Genomic DNA, 20765 nt, shown 5'->3' with positions numbered 1-20765 from the left:
GTCAACTTTTACCAAAAAGAAAAAGCAGGGAACCAATTCCCTACTTCTGTTCTTTATCTTAGCGGGCGGCCAAGACTTTCTTAGCACTTTCGACTTCTTTTTGTACGTTTTCCATGGCCGTTCCACCGAGGGAGGTACGTGTGTTAACGGCTGTGACTGGGTCCAGTACTTGGTAGACGTCTTCTTCGATGAGGTCTGAAGCCTTCTGCAATTCGGATAATGGCATATCCTCTAGTGCAGTGCCTTCTTCAATGCCTTGGTAGACAAGCATCCCCACCACCGCGTGGGCCTGACGGAATGGCAAGCCCTTCTTGGCCAAGTAATCGGCCAATTCAGTGGCGTTGGAGTAGTCGCCCTTCAAGGAAGCGCGCATCTTATCCTTCTTAACCGTCATCGTTGACAGCATACCAGTGAAGACTTTCAAAACAGCACTAATCGTATCAAAAGTCTCAAAGACGCCGGCCTTATCTTCCTGCATATCCTTGTTATAGGCCAGTGGCAAGCCCTTCATTACTGTCAACAAACGCATCAAATGACCATAAACGGAACCGGTCTTACCACGGCTAAGTTCGGCGAAGTCCGCGTTCTTCTTCTGTGGCATGATGGATGATCCGGTTGAGAAACTGTCGGACAACTCCAAGTAGTTGAACTCGAAGGAGGTCCAGAGAATCATTTCCTCGGCCATCCGGGAAAGATGGGCCATCAAAATGGCGGAGTTGGACAGGAATTCAAGGGCGAAGTCACGATCAGAAACGGCGTCCAAACTGTTGTGGTAAACCTGGTCGAAGCCAAGCTTGTCAGCGACAAATTCACGGTCGATCGGGAAAGTCGTGCCGGCCAAAGCAGCTGCACCCAGAGGCAAAATATCCGTGTGCTTCTCGTTGAACTCGAAACGCTCGAAGTCACGTTGCAACATCTCATAGTAGGCCAAGAGGTAGTGCCCGTAGGAGATTGGCTGGGCGTGTTGCAAGTGGGTATATCCGGGCATCAAGGTATCAACGTTCTTTTCTGCCAGTGTTACAAGCTCCTGTTGCAAGTCCGTGATGGCCGCCTTAACAGCAGGCAGGCGGTGCTTCAACCAGAGGTGGAAGTCCGTGGCTACCTGATCGTTACGTGAACGAGCGGTGTGGAGCTTGCCGGCAACTGGTCCGACTTTTTCGGTCAGAATGGACTCGATGTTCAAGTGGATGTCTTCGTTTTTAACAGAGAAGTGAATCTGACCCGCTTCGAACTCGGCCTCGATTTCCTTTAGGCCAGCAATGATTGTGGCCGCTTCATCCTCTCCGATAATCCCCTGCTTGGCCAGCATGGTAGCGTGAGCGATGGAACCTTCTATATCTTCTTTTGCGAGTTGGTAATCGAAGTGAATGGATGCACCAAAGTCATCAACCCAATCTGCTGCTTGACCGTGAAAGCGGCCACCCCATAGTTTATCTGCCATTCTGCTGTCCTCGTTTCCTATCTTTAATCGTGAATGTGGTTCACCTGCTCAAAGACCGTTGTTGGTAGTGACCAGAGCTTGATAAAGCCGGCCGCTGACACTTGATCGAATGAGTCGGCATCCGTGTAAGTTGCTAAGTTTTCGTCGTAAAGTGAGTTGCTCTCTGATTGACGGGCGATGGCTGTGGCCTGACCCTTGAAGAGCTTCATCTTGACCACGCCGTTGACAACTTCCTGGCTCTTTTCAATAAAGGCCATGCTTGCATCAAAGAGTGGTGAGAAGTACAAACCGTTGTAGTACAATTCCGTGATTTTTGCCTCGATAACTGGCTTGAAGTGGGCCAAGTCACGTTCGAGTGTCAAGTCTTCCAAGTCCTTGTGGGCGGTCATGATAACTGCCGCCGCTGGGGCTTCGTAGATTTCACGGGACTTGATTCCAACCAAACGGTTTTCAATCTTGTCGATACGTCCGATGCCGTGCTTGCCGGCCAAGACGTTCAATTCTTCAATGATGGTAACCAAAGACTTTTCCTGGCCATTGATGGCAACAGGTAAGCCCTTTTTAAAAGTCAATTCCAAAACGTCAGCTTCATCTGGCGTTTCTTCAACAGCCGCTGTCAACGCAAAGGCGTCTTCTGGCGCTTCGTTCCAAGGGTTTTCCAAGATACCGGCTTCGTTAGCACGGCCCCAGAGGTTGTCATCGATTGAGTATGGTGACTTCTTACCAATTGGAACAGGTACGTTGTGGTCCTTGGCATAGTCGATTTCTTCTTCACGTGACCAGTGGAAGTCACGGATGGGCGCTTCGATGGCCAAAGATGGGTCCAAGGCGTGGATGGCCGTTTCAAAACGAACTTGGTCGTTTCCCTTACCGGTTGAACCGTGAGCGATTGCCTTAGCGCCGGTTTCATGAGCGATTTCCACTAACTTTTTGATAATCAAAGGACGTGAGAGGGCTGATACCAATGGGTACTTACCTTCGTAGAGGGCGTTTGCTTGGATAACTGGGCCAACGAAGTCCTTGGCGAACTCGTCCTTACCATCGACAACGTATGATTCAACGGCACCGACATTCAAAGCCTTTTGTTGAATTTCTGATAAGTTCTTACCAGCTTGTCCAACATCCAAGACGGCTGCGACAACGTCGTAACCCTTGTCCTTCAACCATGGAATGGCAACGGAAGTATCTAATCCACCGGAATATGCTAATACAATCTTGTTCATGTTTACTCTCCTCTTAATCTTAGTCCATCAAAACTTGTTCAATAAAGTGCTTGGTTTTTTCTTCCTTTGGTGCGTTAAAGAGCGACTCTGGGTCGTTTTCTTCAACAATTTGGCCATCGGCCATGAACCAAATCTTGTCTGAAACCTTCTTGGCAAAGTTCATTTCGTGGGTCACAATGACCATCGTCAGCTGTTCGTCAGCTAGCTTCTGAATGACTTTTAACACTTCGCCGACGTTCTCGGGATCCAAAGCCGAAGTTGGTTCATCAAAGAAGAGAACCTTTGGCTTCATAGCTAGCGCACGGGCAATCGCCACACGCTGCTTTTGTCCACCTGACAATGAGTTTGGATAGGCATTGGCCTTGTCGGCCATCCCCACCTGCTTCAGGTATTCCATGGCTTCTTGGTTAGCCTGTTCTGTTGAAAGCTTCTTAACACGGCGTGGACCAAGCGTTACGTTTTCCAAAACCGTGTGGTTTGGGAAGAGGTTAAAGCTTTGGAAAACCATGCCAATCTTTTCGCCAAGGTGGGCCATGTCTGACTTTGAAGCCTTTGTTAGGTCCTGTCCTTCAAAGATAACTTCACCAGATGTTGGTCCAGAAAGTTGATTCATGGCACGAAGCAAAGTTGACTTTCCAGAACCAGAAGGCCCGATGATTGAAAGCACTTGTCCTTCTTCAACAACACCGTTAATTCCCTTCAGCACTTCGTGGTCTTTAAACTTTTTAGTTACATTCTTCAATTCAATGGCTGTTTTAGTCATGGTTCATCTTCCTTTCGAAGTAGTTCAAAGCCCGAGTCAACGTGAAGGTCATGATGAAGTAAATCACCATCACAACAACGATTGGGGCAACGGCACGGTAAGTATCCGCCCGGACAACGTTCAATTCGTAAATCAAATCCGTCACACCGATGATGGAAACAATGGAACTTTCCTTCACAACGGAGATAAATTCGTTACCAAGTGATGGCCAGATGTTCTTGAAGGCCTGTGGCAAGATAACAAAGCGCATGGTGTCGACCTTTGAAAGTCCCAAGCTTTGGGCAGCTTCCTTCTGTCCGTCATCCAAACTATTGATACCACCACGGATGATTTCGGCCACGTAAGCGGCTGAGTTCAAAGCAACAGCGATAATACCTGATAGCAAGGCTGGCAAGTTAACAATCGTTCCAACACCGAAGTAGATCAACAAGACTTGAACCATCATTGGTGTGCCACGGACAATTTCAATGTAGGCGGTAGCAGGCCATGAAAGCAATTTCCAAGCTGACAACTTCATCAAAACAAGGAGAATTCCAAGAATAATTCCGAAGATAACAGCAATAACAGCAATCAAAGTTGTGTTCAAGAAACCGTTGTAGAAGTACTTCCAGTAACGTGTCATGGAAGTATCCTTCGTGTTGTCCTTCATGTACTTCGCTGACTTCTTCAAGTAATCAGAAGTCCAGTCGTTCTTTGTGATCTTATCAATACTCTTGTTAACTGCTGCGGCCAATGAATCAGAACCCTTTGCAAAGGCAACGGCTGCACCAGTTTCATTTTTATCCAACTTGTAGCCGGCATCGATGGCAACCAAGTCCTTGTTGTTTTCAACGTAGGCTGCAGCAACTGGCTTTTCAACCCCAACGGCATCCAACTTACCTGACTTCAAAGCGAAGACCAGGTTTGGTGTTTTTTCCATGCTTGAAAGGGTACTGTCCTTAAAGTACTTCTTTGACAAAGTCTGTTGCAATGAACCAGTTTGTGTTCCAATCTTAGCTCCGTGCAAGTCCTTGGCATTCTTATACTTCTTAGCGTCCTTCTTTTGAATCAAGAATGACTGTCCACCGTTATAGTAGATATTTGAGAAGTCCACTGACTTCCGACGTTCTTCCGTTGGATTCACACCAGTAATGGCCATGTCGACTTTACCAGTCTGAACGGCAACCAAGGTTGAACCGAAGTCCATGTTCATAATCTTTAACTTAACGCCCAAGTCCTTGGCGATTTGCTTAGCAACTTCGATGTCCATCCCCACGTCTTCGGACTGACCATCAATGGTTGCCCGGAATTCAAATGGTGGATAATCAGGTGATGTTGCCACCTTCAATACGCCGGCATCCTTAATCTTCTGCAATGAATTATCATCTGCAGATGCTGTTGCATGGCCTCCCCATGCCATCATGAAGAATACTAGCAGCGTTGCTAGCAAACTTCCTATCTTCGTCTTCTTCATCTTCCTTCTCCTCTTGTGTATTGGACGTAAATAACAAAAAAAACGTCCTTTAGTCATCTTGACTAAAGGACGTTTGCACGCGGTACCACCTTGATTGTGCCCAAAAAGAGCACCTCTCATTATTCGATCAAAACTACTAATCGTCAGCTCTATAATGGGAGCACCCAGCATGGTTTGCATCGCATGCACTCTTAGGCGACGTTCATCTTACCTTGTACGTGTTTCACACCAACCAACACTTCACTGAACTACAAGATGTAAGATTACTACTTCCTAAACATTTGTTTTTGTTATTAACTTGTCTTTAACTATAACAGGGAATTTTCATAATGCAAGACTTTTCTGAGTTTTTTTTAATATTTATTTTATTTCTCTCAGATTAGATCATATCAAGGTGTGTTTGGTTGGCCTTGATCCAGTTCATCTTACGCATTGCCCAGTAAGTGAAGAATGAGACAACAACAGGGATAGCAACAGCAATTCCCATGTAGGCGGCAAACATTCCCATGCTCTTACCAAAGAGGGCAAGTGGCACGATGAATGAGTTAAATCCGATTCCAGCCATCGTAAATGGTACCGTCACGTGGAAAACAATCGTTGCAATTGGGGCAGCAATGGCAGCACCAATCATTGGTGGGATTAAGATCATTGGGTTCTTGATAACGTTAGGGAATTGGATCTTTGGTGTCACGATACCTTGGGCAATCGTTGCACCAATCTTGTTTTCATGCCATGACATAGCAGGGTATGAAACGAATACAGCAGTTGTTCCAACAAGGATGGCACCAGCAGCTTCAGCAGAAGTAACACCAGTGGCACCGATCGCAACAGAAAGCGCAGCAGCAGAAGCAGGCGTCATTGTCATTGCACCAAAGGCCATGGCAACGATAGCAGTTCCAAAGATTGGGTTAACAGAAACCATTGAAGCAATACCATGTCCTACCCATACAAGGAATGGTGTGGTTACGATGGCAAGGTAGTACCCTACAACCGTTCCGACAATTGTCGTTGCAGCAGGGACAATAATCATGTCCAGTGGTGTCTTACCAGAAAGCCACTTTCCGAAAAGAACGGCTACCAGTCCAGCTAATACGGCTGAAATTGGTTGCCCAGTGGTCATGATGGCTGAGCCAGCAACTTGTGCTGATGAGAAACCAGTCATCGTCTTTAATACCATTGGTGTCGTTGTGAAGAAGACGGCGTTAGCACCAACCGTTGAGGCAGCCATGGCTGAGAACATAACCATCGTATTCGTCTTCATTTGTGAAGCAATCGCTGCACCGAAGGCAGCTGGTAGGATGACCTTTGTCACCGCACCCATTTGGACCATTGGTCCCCAGTGAATAAATCCAGCAATCGTTTGGAGCAGCAGTCCCATTCCCAGCGTAACCAGGATGGCGTTCGAAACGGCGGCGGACACGTTATAAACGTATTCCTTTGTCGTTGACTTACTTTCGTCCTGCTTTGTCATGGCTTGTTCAGCCTGTTCAAAGTCCTTAATGCTTTCTTCTTTCTTTCCAGTAGCAGGCATTCCTGCTTTGTTTCCTGACATATCCATAATTCTTTTCCTTTCAAACAAAAAAGTCCCGGTAGTTGGTAACTACCGGGACCATAATTTGGCGAGCAGTTACTAGGTATCTTTTCCTAGTAACTGACATACAAAAATCAACTTACTAGGTTTAACATAGCAAGCTCAACAACAAGGCAAATTCAGATGACTTAAATGATGAAGTGTTCTTTGATTGAGAGTTAAACATGATGCCATCTTCCTTTCTTGATGTTTTATGATAAATTTATTATAACATGAGACAAAACTTATGCAAGTAAAATATTAAAAAAAGTTCATTTTCTTTTAACCAGCCTTAGAAAAGCCCGGTAATATGCCCTTTTTCATCGATATCAATATCCATTGCAGCTGGATGTTTTGGCAATCCAGGCATGGTTAAGACATTTCCAGTCAACGCCACTAGGAAGCCCGCACCCAACTTTGGCACGAGTTCACGGACATGAACCGTGAAGTCCTTGGGCGCCCCAAGCTTCTTGGCATCATCTGACAATGAGTACTGGGTTTTCGCCATAACAATTGGTAACTTATCCCAGCCATGGGCTGCAAAAGTCTTCAGCTGCTTTTCTGCCTTATCTGACAGCTCAACCCCGGCACCACCGTAGATATGTTGAACAATCTTGTTCATCTTCTCGATCGCAGAGTCGTTCAAATCGTACAATGGTTGGAAATCGTGCTCTTCTTCGGCCTTTTTGGCAACTAACTCAGCCAGTTCCGTAGCGCCTGCACCACCCTTGGCCCAGACATCGGCCGTTACGGCTGTTGCCCCAACTTCTTCGGCTGCTTCGCGAACAAGGGCCATTTCCGCCTCTGTATCGGCCGTAAACTGGTTCACCGCCACAACAACGGGCACACCATAGCGCTTCATGGCCTTGATGTTTTGCTGTAAGTTCACAACACCGGCGCGCAAAGCGTCCAGGTTTTCTTCATTCAGATCGGCTAGGGATTGGCCCCCGTGGTGCTTCAAAGCGCGGACCGTGGCAACAACCACGACAACATCAGGTTCCTTACCAAGCTTTGGAACCTTGATGTCCATGAACTTCTCACCACCCAGATCGGCACCGAATCCGGCTTCCGTGACGGCGTAGTCCGCTAACTTCAAGGCCGCCTTTGTTGCCTGAATCGAATTAGTTCCCTGGGCAATGTTTGCGAAAGGTCCACCGTGAATGATGGCTGGCGTGTGGGCCAAGGTCTGAACCAGGTTGGGCTTAATAGCGTCCTTCAATAGAACAGTCAAAGCACCAGCAACACCTAAGTCCTTGGCCGTCACGGGTTCCTTATCAAAGTCATAAGCGACCACAATCTTTTCAATACGAGACTTCAAGTCCATGAGGTCGTTGGACAAGGTCAAAATCGCCATCATTTCAGAGGCAACGGTAATGTCAAAGCCGTCTTCACGAGGCACACCAGAGGTTGGTCCACCCAAACCAATGGTTGTGTGGCGGAGGGCACGGTCGTTAATATCCAAGACACGCTTCCATATCACACGGCGTTGATCAATGTGCAATAGGTTGCCCTGGTAGATGCTGTTATCCAAAGCAGCGGACAACATATTGTGAGCCGCCGTTAAAGCGTGGAAGTCCCCCGTAAAGTGCAGGTTGATATCCGCCATTGGGACGACTTGGGAGTAGCCACCACCAGTGGCGCCCCCTTTGAGTCCCATAACTGGTCCCAAGGATGGTTCACGTAAAGCAATCATCGTCTTGCGACCGGAAGCTTGTAGAGCGTCAGATAGGCCAACGGTCACCGTGGACTTTCCCTCACCCGCTGGGGTGGGGTTGATGGAAGTTACAAGGATTAACTTTCCTTCTTTGTCACGTTTAATAGAAGAATCCAAGTTAATCTTCGCCTTATCGTATCCGTAGGGTTCGATTTCATTTGGCTTCAAACCAGCTTTTTCAGCAATTTCGCTAATGGGCAAAACCGTTGCTTCTTGTGCAATCTCAATATCTGTCTTCATGGGCGGACCTCCCTTTTTCTTATTAATAAGTATACCCGAATTCTAAGTTTTTCCATCAAAAAAAATGACCGGCCCAGGCCGATCATTTTTTTATTTTATTAAGCTTTTTGTGCTGCCCGGCGTTCTTGCACTTGTAGATAGAACTTCGCTGTGGCAGAAGACAGTGCGACCGCGACTGCAAAGATAATCAATGCTGAAGAATGTAGGTGGGCAATTTCAAAGACCATGAACATGGCCATCAATGGCGCCTGCTGTGAAGCAGCCAAAAGGGCAACGGCTCCAATCAAAGCAAAGTGCCAGGGTTCGATACCTGGTAAAACACCGGCGAAAATGGCGGAGACTACCAAGCCCAGAACGGATCCCAGAGCAATCGATGGTGTCAATGTTCCACCGGTCCCACCACCGTACAAAGTCAAGAAGGTCATAGCAAACTTAACAAGGCCAAGGACTATGAAGAAGAACAAAAGGTGCTCGTTGGTCTGATGGAAGGCCAATTGGGCAACGGCACGACCGTTCCCCATCACTTCCGGCATAATCCAGGCGATCAAACCGGTTAACAAGCCCACTAAGGGCATCGTCAACAAGACCGTCTTGCCAGTGGCCTGCTGCTTTTGCGCCCAAGCAAAGCCCTGTTTTGCCCAAGCACCAAAGATTCCAGCCAAAGGACCAATGACTAGGGCTGCTATCAGCATCCAATGTGAGAAGTCCGCGGCAGCCACCCAGTAGTATGGCGTGAATCCTTTAGCAATCGATCCAATCAAGCAGGCAATCGTCGACATTAACAATGAAATCGCAATGTTCTTAATCGAATTCTTCTTTAATAGTAGCTCGACTGAGAAAAGCATCCCCGTAATCGGCGCGATATAGACACCCGCAAAACCGGCCCCGGCGGCTGCAGCTAAGAGCAGCTGACGGTCTTCTTCCGTCAACTTCAAGAAGCCTTTTTTCTGCCCAAAGTCTTGTACCTGCTGAGAAAGCATGACTCCCAACTGACGTGGGGCCAATTCACGACCAACCGAACCACCTGTTCCAACGTAAAAGATTTGTGTCAAAACGTTGATAACCGTCTTCCAGAAAGGCATTTTCTTGCCTTCCAAAGCGCCCTTAATCCCAACAACCTTAGGATCCCGCCGGCGAATCAGGTACCAGGTGACCCCCGCGATGATGCCACCAACCGTTACCGAAAGTAAACGACGGAAGGCTGGTACATCTTTGGGCGAAGCCGTGTGGTAAGACTCGTGAAAATGCATAAAGACATCAGCCACAATATCCAAGAAGTAGGATAGTAACATGGCTGAAATTCCAATCAATACCGCCAAGAAGAGACTAGTAAAGAGAAGTGAAAAGACATGGCGCCAGTCTACGACTGGTTCTGCCACTTGGTTTTTGGACTCGTCCATGATGATGACCTGATTTCTTTCATATAGTAGAAAAACGCTTTTTAAGCGTATTCATTCGCTATTTAATGTACAAAAAGCTGCTTTAAAAAGCAAGAATTCTAGATAAAATATAACTAGACCAATATTTAACTATTTTTATAAAAAAGAGTATTCAACGTCCGCCAATTCGACTTTAACCTGTATAAAATTGCAAATTATATTTATGAAAGTGGGTATAATAAGTAAAATCCTTGCAGGGATTAATCAGTTGATTTAAACTAGACCAGTAGAGATAATATGTTTTAAAGGGAGGCTCCCATGGCAGAAGATAAGAATCAGCAGTCCATGTCTAACATGGACCAGCATTCAATGAACCAGCAAGGGTCCAATCATGACAACCAACACGCACAAGGTACAAAGATGCATCAACAGTCCAAACAGATGGGCGGAATGCAAATGGACCATTCGAACATGAATCACCATGAACACTCAGACCATGGTCAAAAACGCGAAGAGCACATGGACATGCAGCATGGTATGAAGCATGATTCAAAAGCTTCTAATATGGATTCAATGCATCATGGACATGACATGAAGAACATGGCAGATATGCACCAAGGACACGATATGAAGAATATGGGCCATATGCAACACGGTCAGCACATGTCGAACATGCCTGGTATGGATATGGGACACGATGACATGAAGACCCGCTTCTGGATTTCACTGGTTCTCTTGGTTCCTATCATCTTCACCGCTCCCTTCATGGGCGTTGACCTACCATTCACCCTGACTTTTCCAGGTTCTAAATGGGTAACGGTTATTGTTGCTTCCGTCATGTACGTTGTCGGCACAAAGCCTTTCTTTGAGGGTGCTAAATCCGAGATTAAAAACAAAAAGCCGGCTATGATGTCTTTGATTTCCATGGGATTAGTGGTAACCTTTTGGGTTTCCATCTACGCCTTTATTCAAGAAACTTTCTTCAATCGAATGGCCATGGATTACTTCTTCGAGTTCGCTAGCCTAGTTGTCATCATGCTGCTGGGCCACGTGATTGAAATGGAAGCAACCATGAAGGCCGGAAACGCCACCTCCGAGCTTGAAAAACTAACGCCAACCACTGCGCATGTTAAGCATGGCGATTTCTTTATGGACATGCCCGCCTCTTCCCTAAAGGTCGGCATGGAAGTTCAAGTGCAAGCCGGGGAGTCCTTCCCCGCTGACGGAATCGTCCTAGAAGGAACTTCACAGGTCGATGAATCGCTAATGACCGGTGAATCCAAGCCCGTTAAGAAGGAAAAGAACGCCAAAGTCATCGGCGGTACCATTAACGATGACGGCACGCTGCTTGTTCGAGTTGAAGCCGTCGGCAATGATTCCTTCCTCGGTCACCTCAAAGAAACACTAAACCAAACAGAAACTTCTTCATCAAAAGCTGAATCACTAGCAAACAAAGTTGCCGGCTGGCTCTTTTGGATTGGATTAGTTTCCGCACTACTCGCCTTGGTTATTTGGACCAGCATTTCAGGTCCAGCCGAAGCCTTCAACACCGCGGTGACAACCTTAATTATCGCCTGCCCCCACGCCCTTGGTCTCGCCATCCCTTTGGTTATCCAACGGACAAAGGCCATTGCTGCTAAGGAAGGTATTCTAATCAAGAAACACGGCGCCATTCTCCAGGCCAAGCACCTCGACTACGCCCTCATGGATAAGACCGGAACGTTAACAAACGGTCACTTCCAAGTCCAAAAAATAGAAACAAAAGGTGTTGAACAGTCAGATGCTCTCGCCATCATGGCCGCTTTGGAAAGCCAGTCCTCCCACCCATTAGCCCGGGCTATCGTCCAAAAGGCTCAGGATGATCACATTACTGCTAAGCAAGCCCAAAACGTCCAGACCATTAAGGGTGCTGGAATCAAGGGTGAAATCGATGGTAGCAACTACGCTTTGGTTAACTCCCGTTACCTAAGCGAGCAGGGCATCGACTTTAACAAGATGGAATCCGATGGATCCGTTTCATACCTAGTGAAAGACCGTCAGGTTTTGGCCGATATTTCACTGGGTGACTCGCTCAAGCCATCCGCTAAGGATTTCGTCAACGCTCTCAAGCAAATGGGTATCACACCGGTCATGGTTACCGGAGATGGACAGGAGAGCGCTAAGCATGTTGCCAGCGAACTTGGCATCCAAGAGCTGCGTGCCCAGGTATCCCCTGAGGATAAGATTAATTTGGTAAAAGAGTATCAACAACAGGGTAAAGTCATGATGATTGGTGACGGAATTAACGACGCCCCTGCTCTAGCACAGGCCGACCTTTCCGTTGCTATTGGAGCTGGAACGGACGTTGCTCAAGCCTCGGCTGACGCCGTCTTAATTTCGGCCTCACTGCCAAAGATTATCGATCTCATCCACTTAGCCCACCATGCCAACCGCAAGGAAGTTGAAAACCTTTGGTGGGGAGCTGGCTATAACATTTTGGCCATCCCAACCGCTGCGGGTGTCTTCGCCTTCGCTGGCATTGTGCTAAATCCAATGATTGGTGCCATTGTCATGTCGCTTTCGACTTTGATTGTGGCTGGAAACGCCATGTTACTGCACAAATAAAGTAAAATTTATCTTAAAAAACAGAAATTTAAAGTTCCTTTATTCTAAGAAGGGTACAATAGACAATTGTACAGAATGAATAAAGGAGCTTTTTTATTATGCGTAAGTACCTCTCAGAATTTTTGGGAACGGCTTTCTTGGTAATCTTTGCAACGGTTGCCTTGATTTACGTTTCTACTTTCTCAATCGGTCAATTGTTTGATGTCATGGCAGTCCTTGGATTGGCCATCGCCATGTTGATGTTTGTCTTTGGACCATTTTCAAATGGTGGACATTTCAACCCAGCCGTTTCATTGGCTGCTGCTTTGAACAAGCAGATTTCATGGAAGACTTTCGGTGGCTACCTCTTGTCACAAGTTATCGGTGCCATCTGCGGTCTCTTCCTCGCCGTTTCAACTTTGATTCCTGTAATCAACACTCAAATGGCTTCATCTTCAACATCAACTTCTTCAACGGTTTCTGCAACGAAGATTTACGAGACTTTGGAACCTGCAGCATCTGTTGCCTCATTGCCAGTTTCATTGACAATTGAAGCCGTCTTCACTTTCCTTTTGGTCTTCGTAACGGTTTTGGCATTCAAGAAGATGCCTAAACAAGCACCTGCTATCTCTGGTTTGACAATGACTTTGACATCATTTGTGGCTTACCCATTGACTGGTGGTTTGATGAACCCTGCCCGTGCCTTTGCACCAGCAATCATGACTGGCTTAGGATCATCTGCTCACCTTTGGTTCTTCCTCTTGATTGAAATCGTTGCTGCCGTACTAGCTGGATTCGCAGTAAAGTACTTCGCCGCAGACGAAGCAGCTGCCTAATTTTCAAAATAAATAAATAGAAAAGCAGTCCGAAAGGGCTGCTTTTTTTATGTCTCTTTTTTCATTTTATTGATTTTATTAGCCGTAATTCAAAAATAAAAAATACCCATTTAACATATTTAAATTTCGTAGTCCATTTATGCGTCTTAGTGTAAAAAACGGAGACTTTTTCTATTTTAAAAAAATTAATTTGGAATTATTTAAAACTTTTTTCTAGCACATACCTGTCATAAACAAAGTTAAATAAAGGTGCTTCTTTTGAAAATAAGATATAACCAAGCAGCAAAAAGCGTAATTTAATTTAAATATGTAAAAATAACGACAGTGTTTTTTAAATTGTATCTATGTTTTAAAGATATTAAAAATTGTACTTATTATTTTTAATATGTTAGTATTTTTAATTGTTACATAACATTACGGAGAAAAAAATGAAATCAGCTTCAAAAAAACTACTATTGTCATCACTTATTGTCTTAGGCGCAATTAGTGCAGGAACAGTTACAACTATTACAAACCAAAACCAGCCTGTCACTGCTAGCCAAACGGCAGAACCAGCGGGGAGTATTAAAATTAGCACAACTTTCCCAGATCCTAAGTTTCAAGAAACTCTAAGAGGCTGGGATCGAAACGGTGATGGTTACCTCAGCCCTGATGAAATTCAAAATATCACTTACATTAGTCTTAACGGAGTTAACAACGCCGAAGGAATTAAAAAACTAACTAGTGTACAAAGAGTTAGTGTATCTAATTCTGGCCTAAGCACACTAGATCTTAACGGTATGTCCTCCGTGACAAGGGTTGAGTATAGTGACAATCCAAACCTCAAGATGATTGATCTGCGAAACTGTCCCAACCTGGTTACGGCTTACCACTCAAACCATAACGAAATTGTCTGGATTAGCGCCGGTATGACAAAATTTACTGGCTGTGATCAGCGGGATGAGCACACGGGAAACGTCAACATTGATTTTGAAGGCCTAACAACCATCCACTCAGACGGAACTCAGACAATTGACCTTTCTAAAGTCCTCTCAGACACCTTCTTAAAGGTGTATAAAGAACATACACAACCCGGCTTCAATCCCGACACCAACATCTTGACCATTCCGAAAGATCAACTGGCGTCAAAATATACGGCCGGAAAAGATGACAACGGAACTGATACCACTTGGACTTTCTACACCAAGGCCCCATTCTCAGTCGATAATATCCCAACCGATTTAACGTCTGAAGAAACAAAAACAGTTCGTCGTACGGTGAACTACCGCGATGCATCTGGAAAGTTGATTCCTGGTCACGAGCCAATTACTGACACCATTACTTACCACCGAACGATTTCACAAAATCTATCAACAATGGAAGTAAGCAAGTCAGATTGGGTAGCCGATAGCGTGCTTCCAACCATTGATGTTCCACAAGAACTCGACAGCAAGTACGAAAAGCCTCAAGTCAACAACAAGGAAATTCAAACAATTGATGGTGCAACACCCGTTCTAACGGATGACCCCTCTGACCAAAACTTCGTTATTGACGTCCTCTACTCAAACAAGAAGGAATCAACAACTGAACATAAGTCCGCCAAGCGTACCATTAACTTTAAGGACAAGAACGGTAACCTCATTCCGGGTAAGCAGCCAATCGAAGAGGAAGTTCACTACCACCGCACCGCAACAACCGATTTGGTGACTGGCGATGTGATTTATACGGATTGGGTAGCCGATGATGCTGCTAACAGCGAATTCGCCGGCGTGACCATTCCACAAAGTTTCGACCAATACAACAACCCAACGGTTGACGGTAAGTCCGTTACGGGAATTGATGCTGCCAAGCCTAAGTTGAATGCAGACGGGACCCCTCAAGACGAAACAATCGATGTTGTTTTTGATGAAAAGGAACCAACTCCTACGCCTACTCCAGATCAGCCTGTTACGCCAAGTCCTAAGACTCCCGTAGCTCCTGCTACACCTGCATCTCCTTCATCAACAACACCTGCAACACCCGCTAAGGAAGAGACAACAGCTAAGAGTACAACTGCTCCTGCACTGGCTATGGCAGTCCAGGAAGCCCTCCCTGAAACGGCAAAGCAATTCGTTAAAAAGAACGTACTTGGTCTATCAGCCGTAGCCATTGCAACGTCTTCACTGGTCTTCTTCCTAACGAAGAAGCGCCACTAAGATTCATTTAATAAAAAAGCCTAATAGCATTTCGCTGTTAGGTTTTTTATTTATCATTAAACGGATTTTCAATCAGCAACCTTTTTTCTTCCCCCGTCCAGGGTAGGTAAAAACGTAGTTCGCTCGAATTTAGGTAAAGTCGGTTCGCAGGACGCCCGCCATACAAATCATCACCAACAATGGGATGACCATTCGCCGCCAGGTGCACCCTTAACTGGTGCATACGGCCTGTTTCTAATTCTAATCGAACTAGACTGGTATGACTTTTACAGTCCTTAGAGAGGACCTGGTAGCCTGTCAGAGCATTTTGACCACCATCATCAAGGGAACGGACAGCTCTTTTACGCTCATCTTCCTTGGAACGGCCGATTGGTTGATTAAATTGACCAAATTGTTTTACAAAATCCCCTTCGACTCGAGCCAAATAAACCTTTTTAACCATCTTATCCTTAATCTTCCGGTTTAAAATGGGAACGGCCAATGGATTTTTTCCAATAATTACTAAACCAGAAGTTGCCCGATCGAGTCGGTGGGTCATATAGGCCCTGGCTGGTTGCCCCAACGACTGGCTTTCATTCTTATCCAGGTAAGCCTGCACGTAGTTCAGGATTGTATCGGTCTCCGTTGGCGAATGGGGGTGCATCTTCATCCCAGCCGTCTTATTGACAACCAACATATCCTCGTTTTCGAAGAGTATGTCTGGCAGACAATCGTCATTAGCAGGATAGGGTCCCTGAAGGTCGCAATCATCAATCGTCAGCGTCAATTCCAACAAATCCCCCGCAACTAATTGGTAGGCCGTCGAAACCAGTTGATTGTTGACCCGAATCCCACGTTCCTGTCGCAGCTGTCCACGCAAATGCTTTGGTAACAAACACCTTGTAAGGAAGTCCTTAACAGTTCGACCCGCTTCTTTTTCACTAATTTTAATTGTCTTCTTATAAATTTGATTCATCGATTAACAGAAAAGACAGGATTTCTCCTGCCTTTTTTAATACCCTTTATTCTTCAGCAGCATTCGTCTGGTAGAGCGAAGTAGTACTGTTGCCACCGTTCTTTGAAATTAGTGAAGTTGAGTTCGACTGTTGTGAAGCCTTCTTCAACCGTGACAAAGTCTTGGACTTGGAATAGTTATAGTCAGCCGCATTCACACTCTTAAAGTCTTTTGGATGGTAGAAACGTAGTAAGTTCTTCTGATTCAATGAATCCGAAACAGATAGTTTTTCGTTTGCTTCCGACTGTAACTTCGCAAAGAGTTTCTTTTGTTCGGTCGTCGGATTTTCTACAACCGTATTCGTATGGCAATCCCAAATTGTACCAGAGATTGATGCGTAATCTGGTGTAATCCAGTCCTTATTTCGCATCACAACCAATTGTGAACGTTTCGTTGACAACAGGTCCTGGCCCAGCTGGATGTAGTCCTTCGTCGAAATACCAAGCAAGTGTTCAATCGTAGGGGCTACGTCAATTTCACCACCGTAGGTGTGACGAATACCACCTTCTTTCAAACCTGGCATGTGAATGATTAATGGCGTACGTTGCAAGTTTTCAGTATCCAAATCCGTCCACTGGCTTGGGTCCTTGCCAAGCAGTGGTGCGAGCTCTTTATCCTCGGTATTGTTAATACCATAGTGGTCCCCATACATGACAACCATTGTGTTGTTATAAAGGCCGGACTTCTTCAGGTAGTTAAAGAATTCTTGGATAGACTGGTCCAAGTAGTGGTTAGTAACAAAGTAGTTATCAATGTACTTAGAACCAGAATTACTCGTCTGGAAGTTAGGGTCTTGATCGGCCTTATCCAGTTCGAATGGCGTATGGTTTGTTACCGTTAAGTACTTCACGTAGAAAGGCTGCTGCAATTGTTCAAGATAGGGAATGGAATCCTTAAAGAGCAACTTATCCTTCAGTCCCCAGGCCGTTGAGCGCTTACCGGCAGTATTGAAGTAGTCACCTGAAATCCAATTTTGGTAGCCCATGTTCTTGTAAACATTGCTACGGTTCCAGAAAGAACCGTTGTTACCGTGGAAGACAGCTGACGAATAGCCGGCCCGCTGGTTCAAAATAGCTGGCATGGCTTGGAAAGTCTGGTCGTTTCCTAGCTTAGCAAAGAGGGAACCCTGTGGCAGACCGAACGTTGAGGTTTCCAACATGTTTTCGGCATCCGATGTCTTTCCCTGACCAACTTCGTGGAAGAAGTTATCAAATGAAAGGGAATCAGCACTGTGATACAAGGAATTCAAAAACGGTGTGACTTCCTGTCCGTTTACCTTGCGGTCAATTGAGAACTGCTGGAAGGACTCTAGATGAATCACAATAACGTTCTTCCCCTTCGCCTGACCAGCATAAGTACTGTTCATTCCAGCGTAGTGCTTATTCACGTAGTCTTGAACCGTCTTCAATTCGGATGGCTTAGCAGCCTTACGAACTTGGGAAGTGTTAAAGGTGTTATAGGCATCCAATCCCATGAAAGGGCCAATACCCAAATACTTGACCAAATACTCACGGTCAAATTGACGGGTCAGCAGCTGTGGTCGATCAATATCGGCCAAGACCAAATTCACCATGATGATAAAGAAACCAAACATCATCAGCAAAGCGGCTCGACTTTTGCGGACCACTTGACTCTTTTGACCAATCTTCTTGCGGAAGAGTAAGTATAGCAAAACGACGATATCAAGCCAGAAAAGAATGTCCCCATAATCAAAGGAAACGGCGCCAGCTGCCTTACTTCCCTGGTTAACAGAGGAATAGGTAAGGATGGTATTCACGGACATGAAGTCGGTAAATTCACGGAAGTAAACGACGTTTAAGTACAAGAAGGTCGTCAACAAACCGTTCAAGGTTAACATGGCTCCGTAGAACAGAGGCTTATTCTTAAAGAAGAGCGGAATGGCCATCACCAACATGGTGAAGCCAAGTGGGTTCACAATTAGTAAAAAGAATTGGAATGGCGTGGACGCGTGCATCCAGTGAAAGTCTGATCCGTAGGCATACAGTGTTTTAGCCCAAACCAAAAAGACCATCCAGCCATAAAAGCCAAAGCGTGTTTGACTCTTCTTTTTGGCCCAGATTAGCCCATTTTTAATGTTCTTTAGTCGCTTTTTAAACCATTCCATAATAGCTATATTATACTCGTTCAGGTACCGTTTTTCATTGAAAAAGATTTTGTAAATAATCAAAAACTTGAAAGATTAAGAAAAGTAGCGGACAATGGTCACTATATCCCACTTAATTGACAAGGAGCACTTTATGGCACAGTACGATGCATATTTAATTGACTTAGATGGCACCATTTACCACGGTAAAAATCCCATTCCTGAGGCAAAACGGTTTATTGATCGACTGAAGGATGCAAAGGTCCCCTACCTCTTTGTCACCAACAACTCGACTAAGACAGCCGCGGCCTTTGCCGATGATTTAACAAAGCTACACAACATTGAAACGACTCCTGAACAAGTTTATACTTCCGCGATGGCAACGGCAGACTACGTAGCCAATGACGACGCTGTAAAGGGTGTCAAAACCATCTACCTGATTGGTGAGGCAGGATTGAAGGAAGCTTTTAACCGTCCTGAATTTAAACTCGTTGATGATGCTCATGCCGACTACGTGGTCATGGGACTCGATCGAGAGTTCAACTATCAAAAGTTGATGACTGCGACTTTTGCCATTCAGAAGGGGGCCAAGTTCATCGCAACTAATGCCGACACGAACCTCCCTTCTGAAAAAGGCATGTTGCCAGGAGCAGGTTCACTTGTCGCTGCCCTTCAGACGGCCTCCGGAGTCCAACCAACAATTATCGCTAAGCCTGAAGCACCAATTATGCAGGGCGCCTTAAAGCGCCTAGATAACCCAGAGAAGCCAATTATGGTCGGTGATAACTACCAGACTGACATCCTAGCTGGTATTCAAAACGGACTATCGACCCTTCTCGTTTATACGGGTGTTTCAACTAAGAAGCAAGTTGCAGAAAAGGATGTTCAACCAACCCACGAAATTGATAACTTTGATCAATGGGAAGTGAAATAAATAAAAAAGAACTGGCTTAGCCAGTTCTTTTTTATTTTGCTAACTCAAGTAGGCGTTTATTCAGGGCAGGGTCAGCTGCCGCAATGTAGAGACCATAGTGACCACGCTTTGCCAAAATGTTTAGCGCGTTCAACATGAAATCCTGCTTAGCCTTTGCAATAGCCTTAGGGTCGGTCAAATGAGGGGACTTCTTATAGATTTCACGGTGAATGACTTTATCGGGGTTAACCCAGATGCGGTCATGTTCGGCATCGTATTCGAAGGCCGGACTTAGCAGTAAGCCAACCAAGTTCAGGTCAAATCCCTGGACCGTGTAGATTGAACCAACTTCGTTAATCGACTCCGGACGTTTCGCCCAAACTAGTTCCTGTGGGTCATACTCATCCCATGGCTGGTCAAAGTCATCCATGACCACGTGGTGCTTCCCATCTTCATCGTGGTGGAAGCCTGTTGTCGATACAACACGGGCCATACCCATCTTTTTATCAACCTGCTTCAACTTTGCAAAAAGGTCTGCCGCACGATGGAAAATCTCAAGGTCATAACCATTACGCTCAGACTTCGGAGGTAAAGGACGAAGAATTCCCTTAGCGAAGTCATCAATCCAAGCCTTAACCTGCGGAGAGGCTTTCATTCGATATTGGAAGTCCAAGTGGAATGTTTTATGTGGAACATCCTTCACAACTTCGTCCAATAACTTCTGATTCCAGAACATCTTACTCTGAATGACCTGGGCAAAGTCAAAGACGACAACAACGACTTTGGCCAGGCGAATCAATTCGGTTAACTGGTTGTTCTGCTTAAACTTAATGTATGGCTCTGGCTTTGTCAGCAACAAATGCCCTTCATCAACGAATAGGACATCTAACTCTTCCTTCTTTTTATCAAGGGAGTTAATGATTGAGGTCGGACGCTGGTAATCCTTTTTGTAAATATTAGAGTATTTAGCCCCCATGTCCTGGTAAACCTTCAGTAACTCAGGATGGTTGACCGTAAAAGCGGTTTTTAATCTATAGTAAGGGCTCTTTGGGTCAAGCTTCCCATCCCGAACCTCTTTGAAAAGTTTTGTTAGGATAACAGACTTTCCAGTTCCGGCAGCCCCCTCGATAATGGCAACATGGTGCTGATTACTTTTTAAGGAAGAAGTGATATATTCCTTTAAGTTATGAATGACTTCTTCCTGTTCAGAAGAAAGATCTGAGCGGTCAAAAGCTTCTAAGTTTTTATCGTATTCTTTACTCATACCATTAGTATACAACGGTTAAAAGAAAGCACAAAAAAAGCCGACCGAAGTCGACTGATGATGGGCCATCCTGGATTCGAACCAGGGACCTCTGCGTTATCAACACAGCGCTCT

The 20765-nt window shown here is 45.5% G+C and carries 14 protein-coding genes and 1 other annotated feature; of the genes, 4 read left to right on the top strand and 10 right to left on the bottom strand.

Going from position 1 to position 20765, the window contains the following annotated elements; translation table 11 throughout:
• Positions 1 to 58: 58 nt before the first annotated feature.
• The 7 genes from argH to BMZ93_RS05200 form a co-directional block, all read right to left on the bottom strand.
• Complete coding sequence (gene argH, locus BMZ93_RS05230) at positions 59 to 1441, bottom strand: argininosuccinate lyase (RefSeq protein WP_091502892.1); 1383 nt, start codon at positions 1439 to 1441, stop codon at positions 59 to 61.
• Positions 1442 to 1464: 23 nt separating this feature from the next.
• Positions 1465 to 2664 (bottom strand): argininosuccinate synthase, encoded by a 1200-nt coding sequence (locus BMZ93_RS05225; protein ID WP_091502890.1) that lies wholly within the window; start codon positions 2662 to 2664, stop codon positions 1465 to 1467.
• Between the two features lie 19 nt (positions 2665 to 2683).
• Positions 2684 to 3427 carry an amino acid ABC transporter ATP-binding protein gene (locus tag BMZ93_RS05220; RefSeq protein ID WP_091502888.1) on the bottom strand — a complete coding sequence of 248 codons (744 nt, stop codon included), beginning with the start codon at positions 3425 to 3427 and terminating at the stop codon, positions 2684 to 2686.
• The gene (locus BMZ93_RS05215; protein WP_091502886.1) at positions 3420 to 4880 is read right to left on the bottom strand and encodes an ABC transporter substrate-binding protein/permease; all 1461 of its coding nucleotides are present in this window, start codon (positions 4878 to 4880) and stop codon (positions 3420 to 3422) included. Before BMZ93_RS05215 ends, BMZ93_RS05220 begins: the two co-directional genes overlap by 8 nt.
• Before the next feature lie 62 nt (positions 4881 to 4942).
• Positions 4943 to 5171 (bottom strand) — a binding site (T-box leader).
• 88 nt (positions 5172 to 5259) lie between these two features.
• Entirely contained in the window at positions 5260 to 6351 is a 1092-nt protein-coding gene (locus BMZ93_RS05210; RefSeq protein WP_091503028.1) for a PTS sugar transporter subunit IIC, read from the bottom strand.
• A 391-nt stretch (positions 6352 to 6742) separates the two neighbouring features.
• On the bottom strand, positions 6743 to 8404 hold the full coding sequence (locus BMZ93_RS05205; RefSeq protein WP_091502884.1) for a formate--tetrahydrofolate ligase: 1662 nt from the start codon (positions 8402 to 8404) through the stop codon (positions 6743 to 6745).
• Between the two features lie 98 nt (positions 8405 to 8502).
• Positions 8503 to 9804, bottom strand: coding sequence for a chloride channel protein (locus tag BMZ93_RS05200; protein WP_091502881.1), 1302 nt, complete (start codon positions 9802 to 9804; stop codon positions 8503 to 8505).
• A gap of 543 nt (positions 9805 to 10347) precedes the next feature.
• Here BMZ93_RS05200 and BMZ93_RS05195 point away from each other — a divergent pair.
• From BMZ93_RS05195 to BMZ93_RS05185, 3 genes are all read left to right on the top strand, one after another.
• Positions 10348 to 12387, top strand: coding sequence for a copper-translocating P-type ATPase (locus BMZ93_RS05195; RefSeq protein ID WP_382419609.1), 2040 nt, complete (start codon positions 10348 to 10350; stop codon positions 12385 to 12387).
• 98 nt (positions 12388 to 12485) lie between these two features.
• On the top strand, positions 12486 to 13202 hold the full coding sequence (locus BMZ93_RS05190) for an MIP/aquaporin family protein (RefSeq protein WP_091502877.1): 717 nt from the start codon (positions 12486 to 12488) through the stop codon (positions 13200 to 13202).
• Between the two features lie 428 nt (positions 13203 to 13630).
• Positions 13631 to 15376 (top strand): mucin-binding protein, encoded by a 1746-nt coding sequence (locus BMZ93_RS05185; protein ID WP_091502875.1) that lies wholly within the window; start codon positions 13631 to 13633, stop codon positions 15374 to 15376.
• Positions 15377 to 15422: 46 nt separating this feature from the next.
• Here the strand turns inward: BMZ93_RS05185 and BMZ93_RS05180 are convergent, their stop codons facing one another.
• The gene (locus BMZ93_RS05180; RefSeq protein ID WP_091502873.1) at positions 15423 to 16331 is read right to left on the bottom strand and encodes an RluA family pseudouridine synthase; all 909 of its coding nucleotides are present in this window, start codon (positions 16329 to 16331) and stop codon (positions 15423 to 15425) included.
• Between the two features lie 46 nt (positions 16332 to 16377).
• Positions 16378 to 18495: an LTA synthase family protein gene (locus tag BMZ93_RS05175; protein ID WP_091502871.1), complete on the bottom strand. Its 2118-nt coding sequence runs from the start codon at positions 18493 to 18495 to the stop codon at positions 16378 to 16380.
• Between the two features lie 133 nt (positions 18496 to 18628).
• Between BMZ93_RS05175 and BMZ93_RS05170 the strand changes: the two genes are divergently transcribed.
• Complete coding sequence (locus BMZ93_RS05170; RefSeq protein ID WP_091502869.1) at positions 18629 to 19408, top strand: TIGR01457 family HAD-type hydrolase; 780 nt, start codon at positions 18629 to 18631, stop codon at positions 19406 to 19408.
• 31 nt (positions 19409 to 19439) lie between these two features.
• On the opposite strand, the gene BMZ93_RS05165 is transcribed toward BMZ93_RS05170, so the two are convergent.
• Positions 19440 to 20651, bottom strand: a complete 1212-nt coding sequence (locus tag BMZ93_RS05165) for a DUF2075 domain-containing protein (protein ID WP_091502867.1) — start codon at positions 20649 to 20651, stop codon at positions 19440 to 19442.
• Positions 20652 to 20765: the final 114 nt, after the last annotated feature.

It is taken from the genome of Fructobacillus durionis (assembly GCF_900112405.1).
In the GTDB taxonomy this organism is placed as follows: Bacteria; Bacillota; Bacilli; order Lactobacillales; family Lactobacillaceae; genus Fructobacillus; species Fructobacillus durionis.
The sequence above is the reverse complement of the archived record's forward strand: the minus strand, read 5'-3'. Positions and strand labels throughout refer to the sequence as shown.

Excerpts from the sequence above, each read along its gene's own strand:
- BMZ93_RS05180 (WP_091502873.1), bottom strand. The coding sequence starts at position 16,331 with ATGAATCAAATTTATAAGAAGACAATTAAAATTAGTGAAAAAGAAGCG.
- BMZ93_RS05175 (WP_091502871.1), bottom strand. The coding sequence starts at position 18,495 with ATGGAATGGTTTAAAAAGCGACTAAAGAACATTAAAAATGGGCTAATC.
- BMZ93_RS05205 (WP_091502884.1), bottom strand. The coding sequence starts at position 8,404 with ATGAAGACAGATATTGAGATTGCACAAGAAGCAACGGTTTTGCCCATT.
- argH (WP_091502892.1), bottom strand. The coding sequence starts at position 1,441 with ATGGCAGATAAACTATGGGGTGGCCGCTTTCACGGTCAAGCAGCAGAT.
- BMZ93_RS05185 (WP_091502875.1), top strand. The coding sequence starts at position 13,631 with ATGAAATCAGCTTCAAAAAAACTACTATTGTCATCACTTATTGTCTTA.
- BMZ93_RS05170 (WP_091502869.1), top strand. The coding sequence starts at position 18,629 with ATGGCACAGTACGATGCATATTTAATTGACTTAGATGGCACCATTTAC.
- BMZ93_RS05210 (WP_091503028.1), bottom strand. The coding sequence starts at position 6,351 with ATGACAAAGCAGGACGAAAGTAAGTCAACGACAAAGGAATACGTTTAT.
- BMZ93_RS05165 (WP_091502867.1), bottom strand. The coding sequence starts at position 20,651 with ATGAGTAAAGAATACGATAAAAACTTAGAAGCTTTTGACCGCTCAGAT.
- BMZ93_RS05190 (WP_091502877.1), top strand. The coding sequence starts at position 12,486 with ATGCGTAAGTACCTCTCAGAATTTTTGGGAACGGCTTTCTTGGTAATC.
- BMZ93_RS05225 (WP_091502890.1), bottom strand. The coding sequence starts at position 2,664 with ATGAACAAGATTGTATTAGCATATTCCGGTGGATTAGATACTTCCGTT.
- BMZ93_RS05195 (WP_382419609.1), top strand. The coding sequence starts at position 10,348 with ATGGATTCAATGCATCATGGACATGACATGAAGAACATGGCAGATATG.
- BMZ93_RS05200 (WP_091502881.1), bottom strand. The coding sequence starts at position 9,804 with ATGGACGAGTCCAAAAACCAAGTGGCAGAACCAGTCGTAGACTGGCGC.
- BMZ93_RS05220 (WP_091502888.1), bottom strand. The coding sequence starts at position 3,427 with ATGACTAAAACAGCCATTGAATTGAAGAATGTAACTAAAAAGTTTAAA.
- BMZ93_RS05215 (WP_091502886.1), bottom strand. The coding sequence starts at position 4,880 with ATGAAGAAGACGAAGATAGGAAGTTTGCTAGCAACGCTGCTAGTATTC.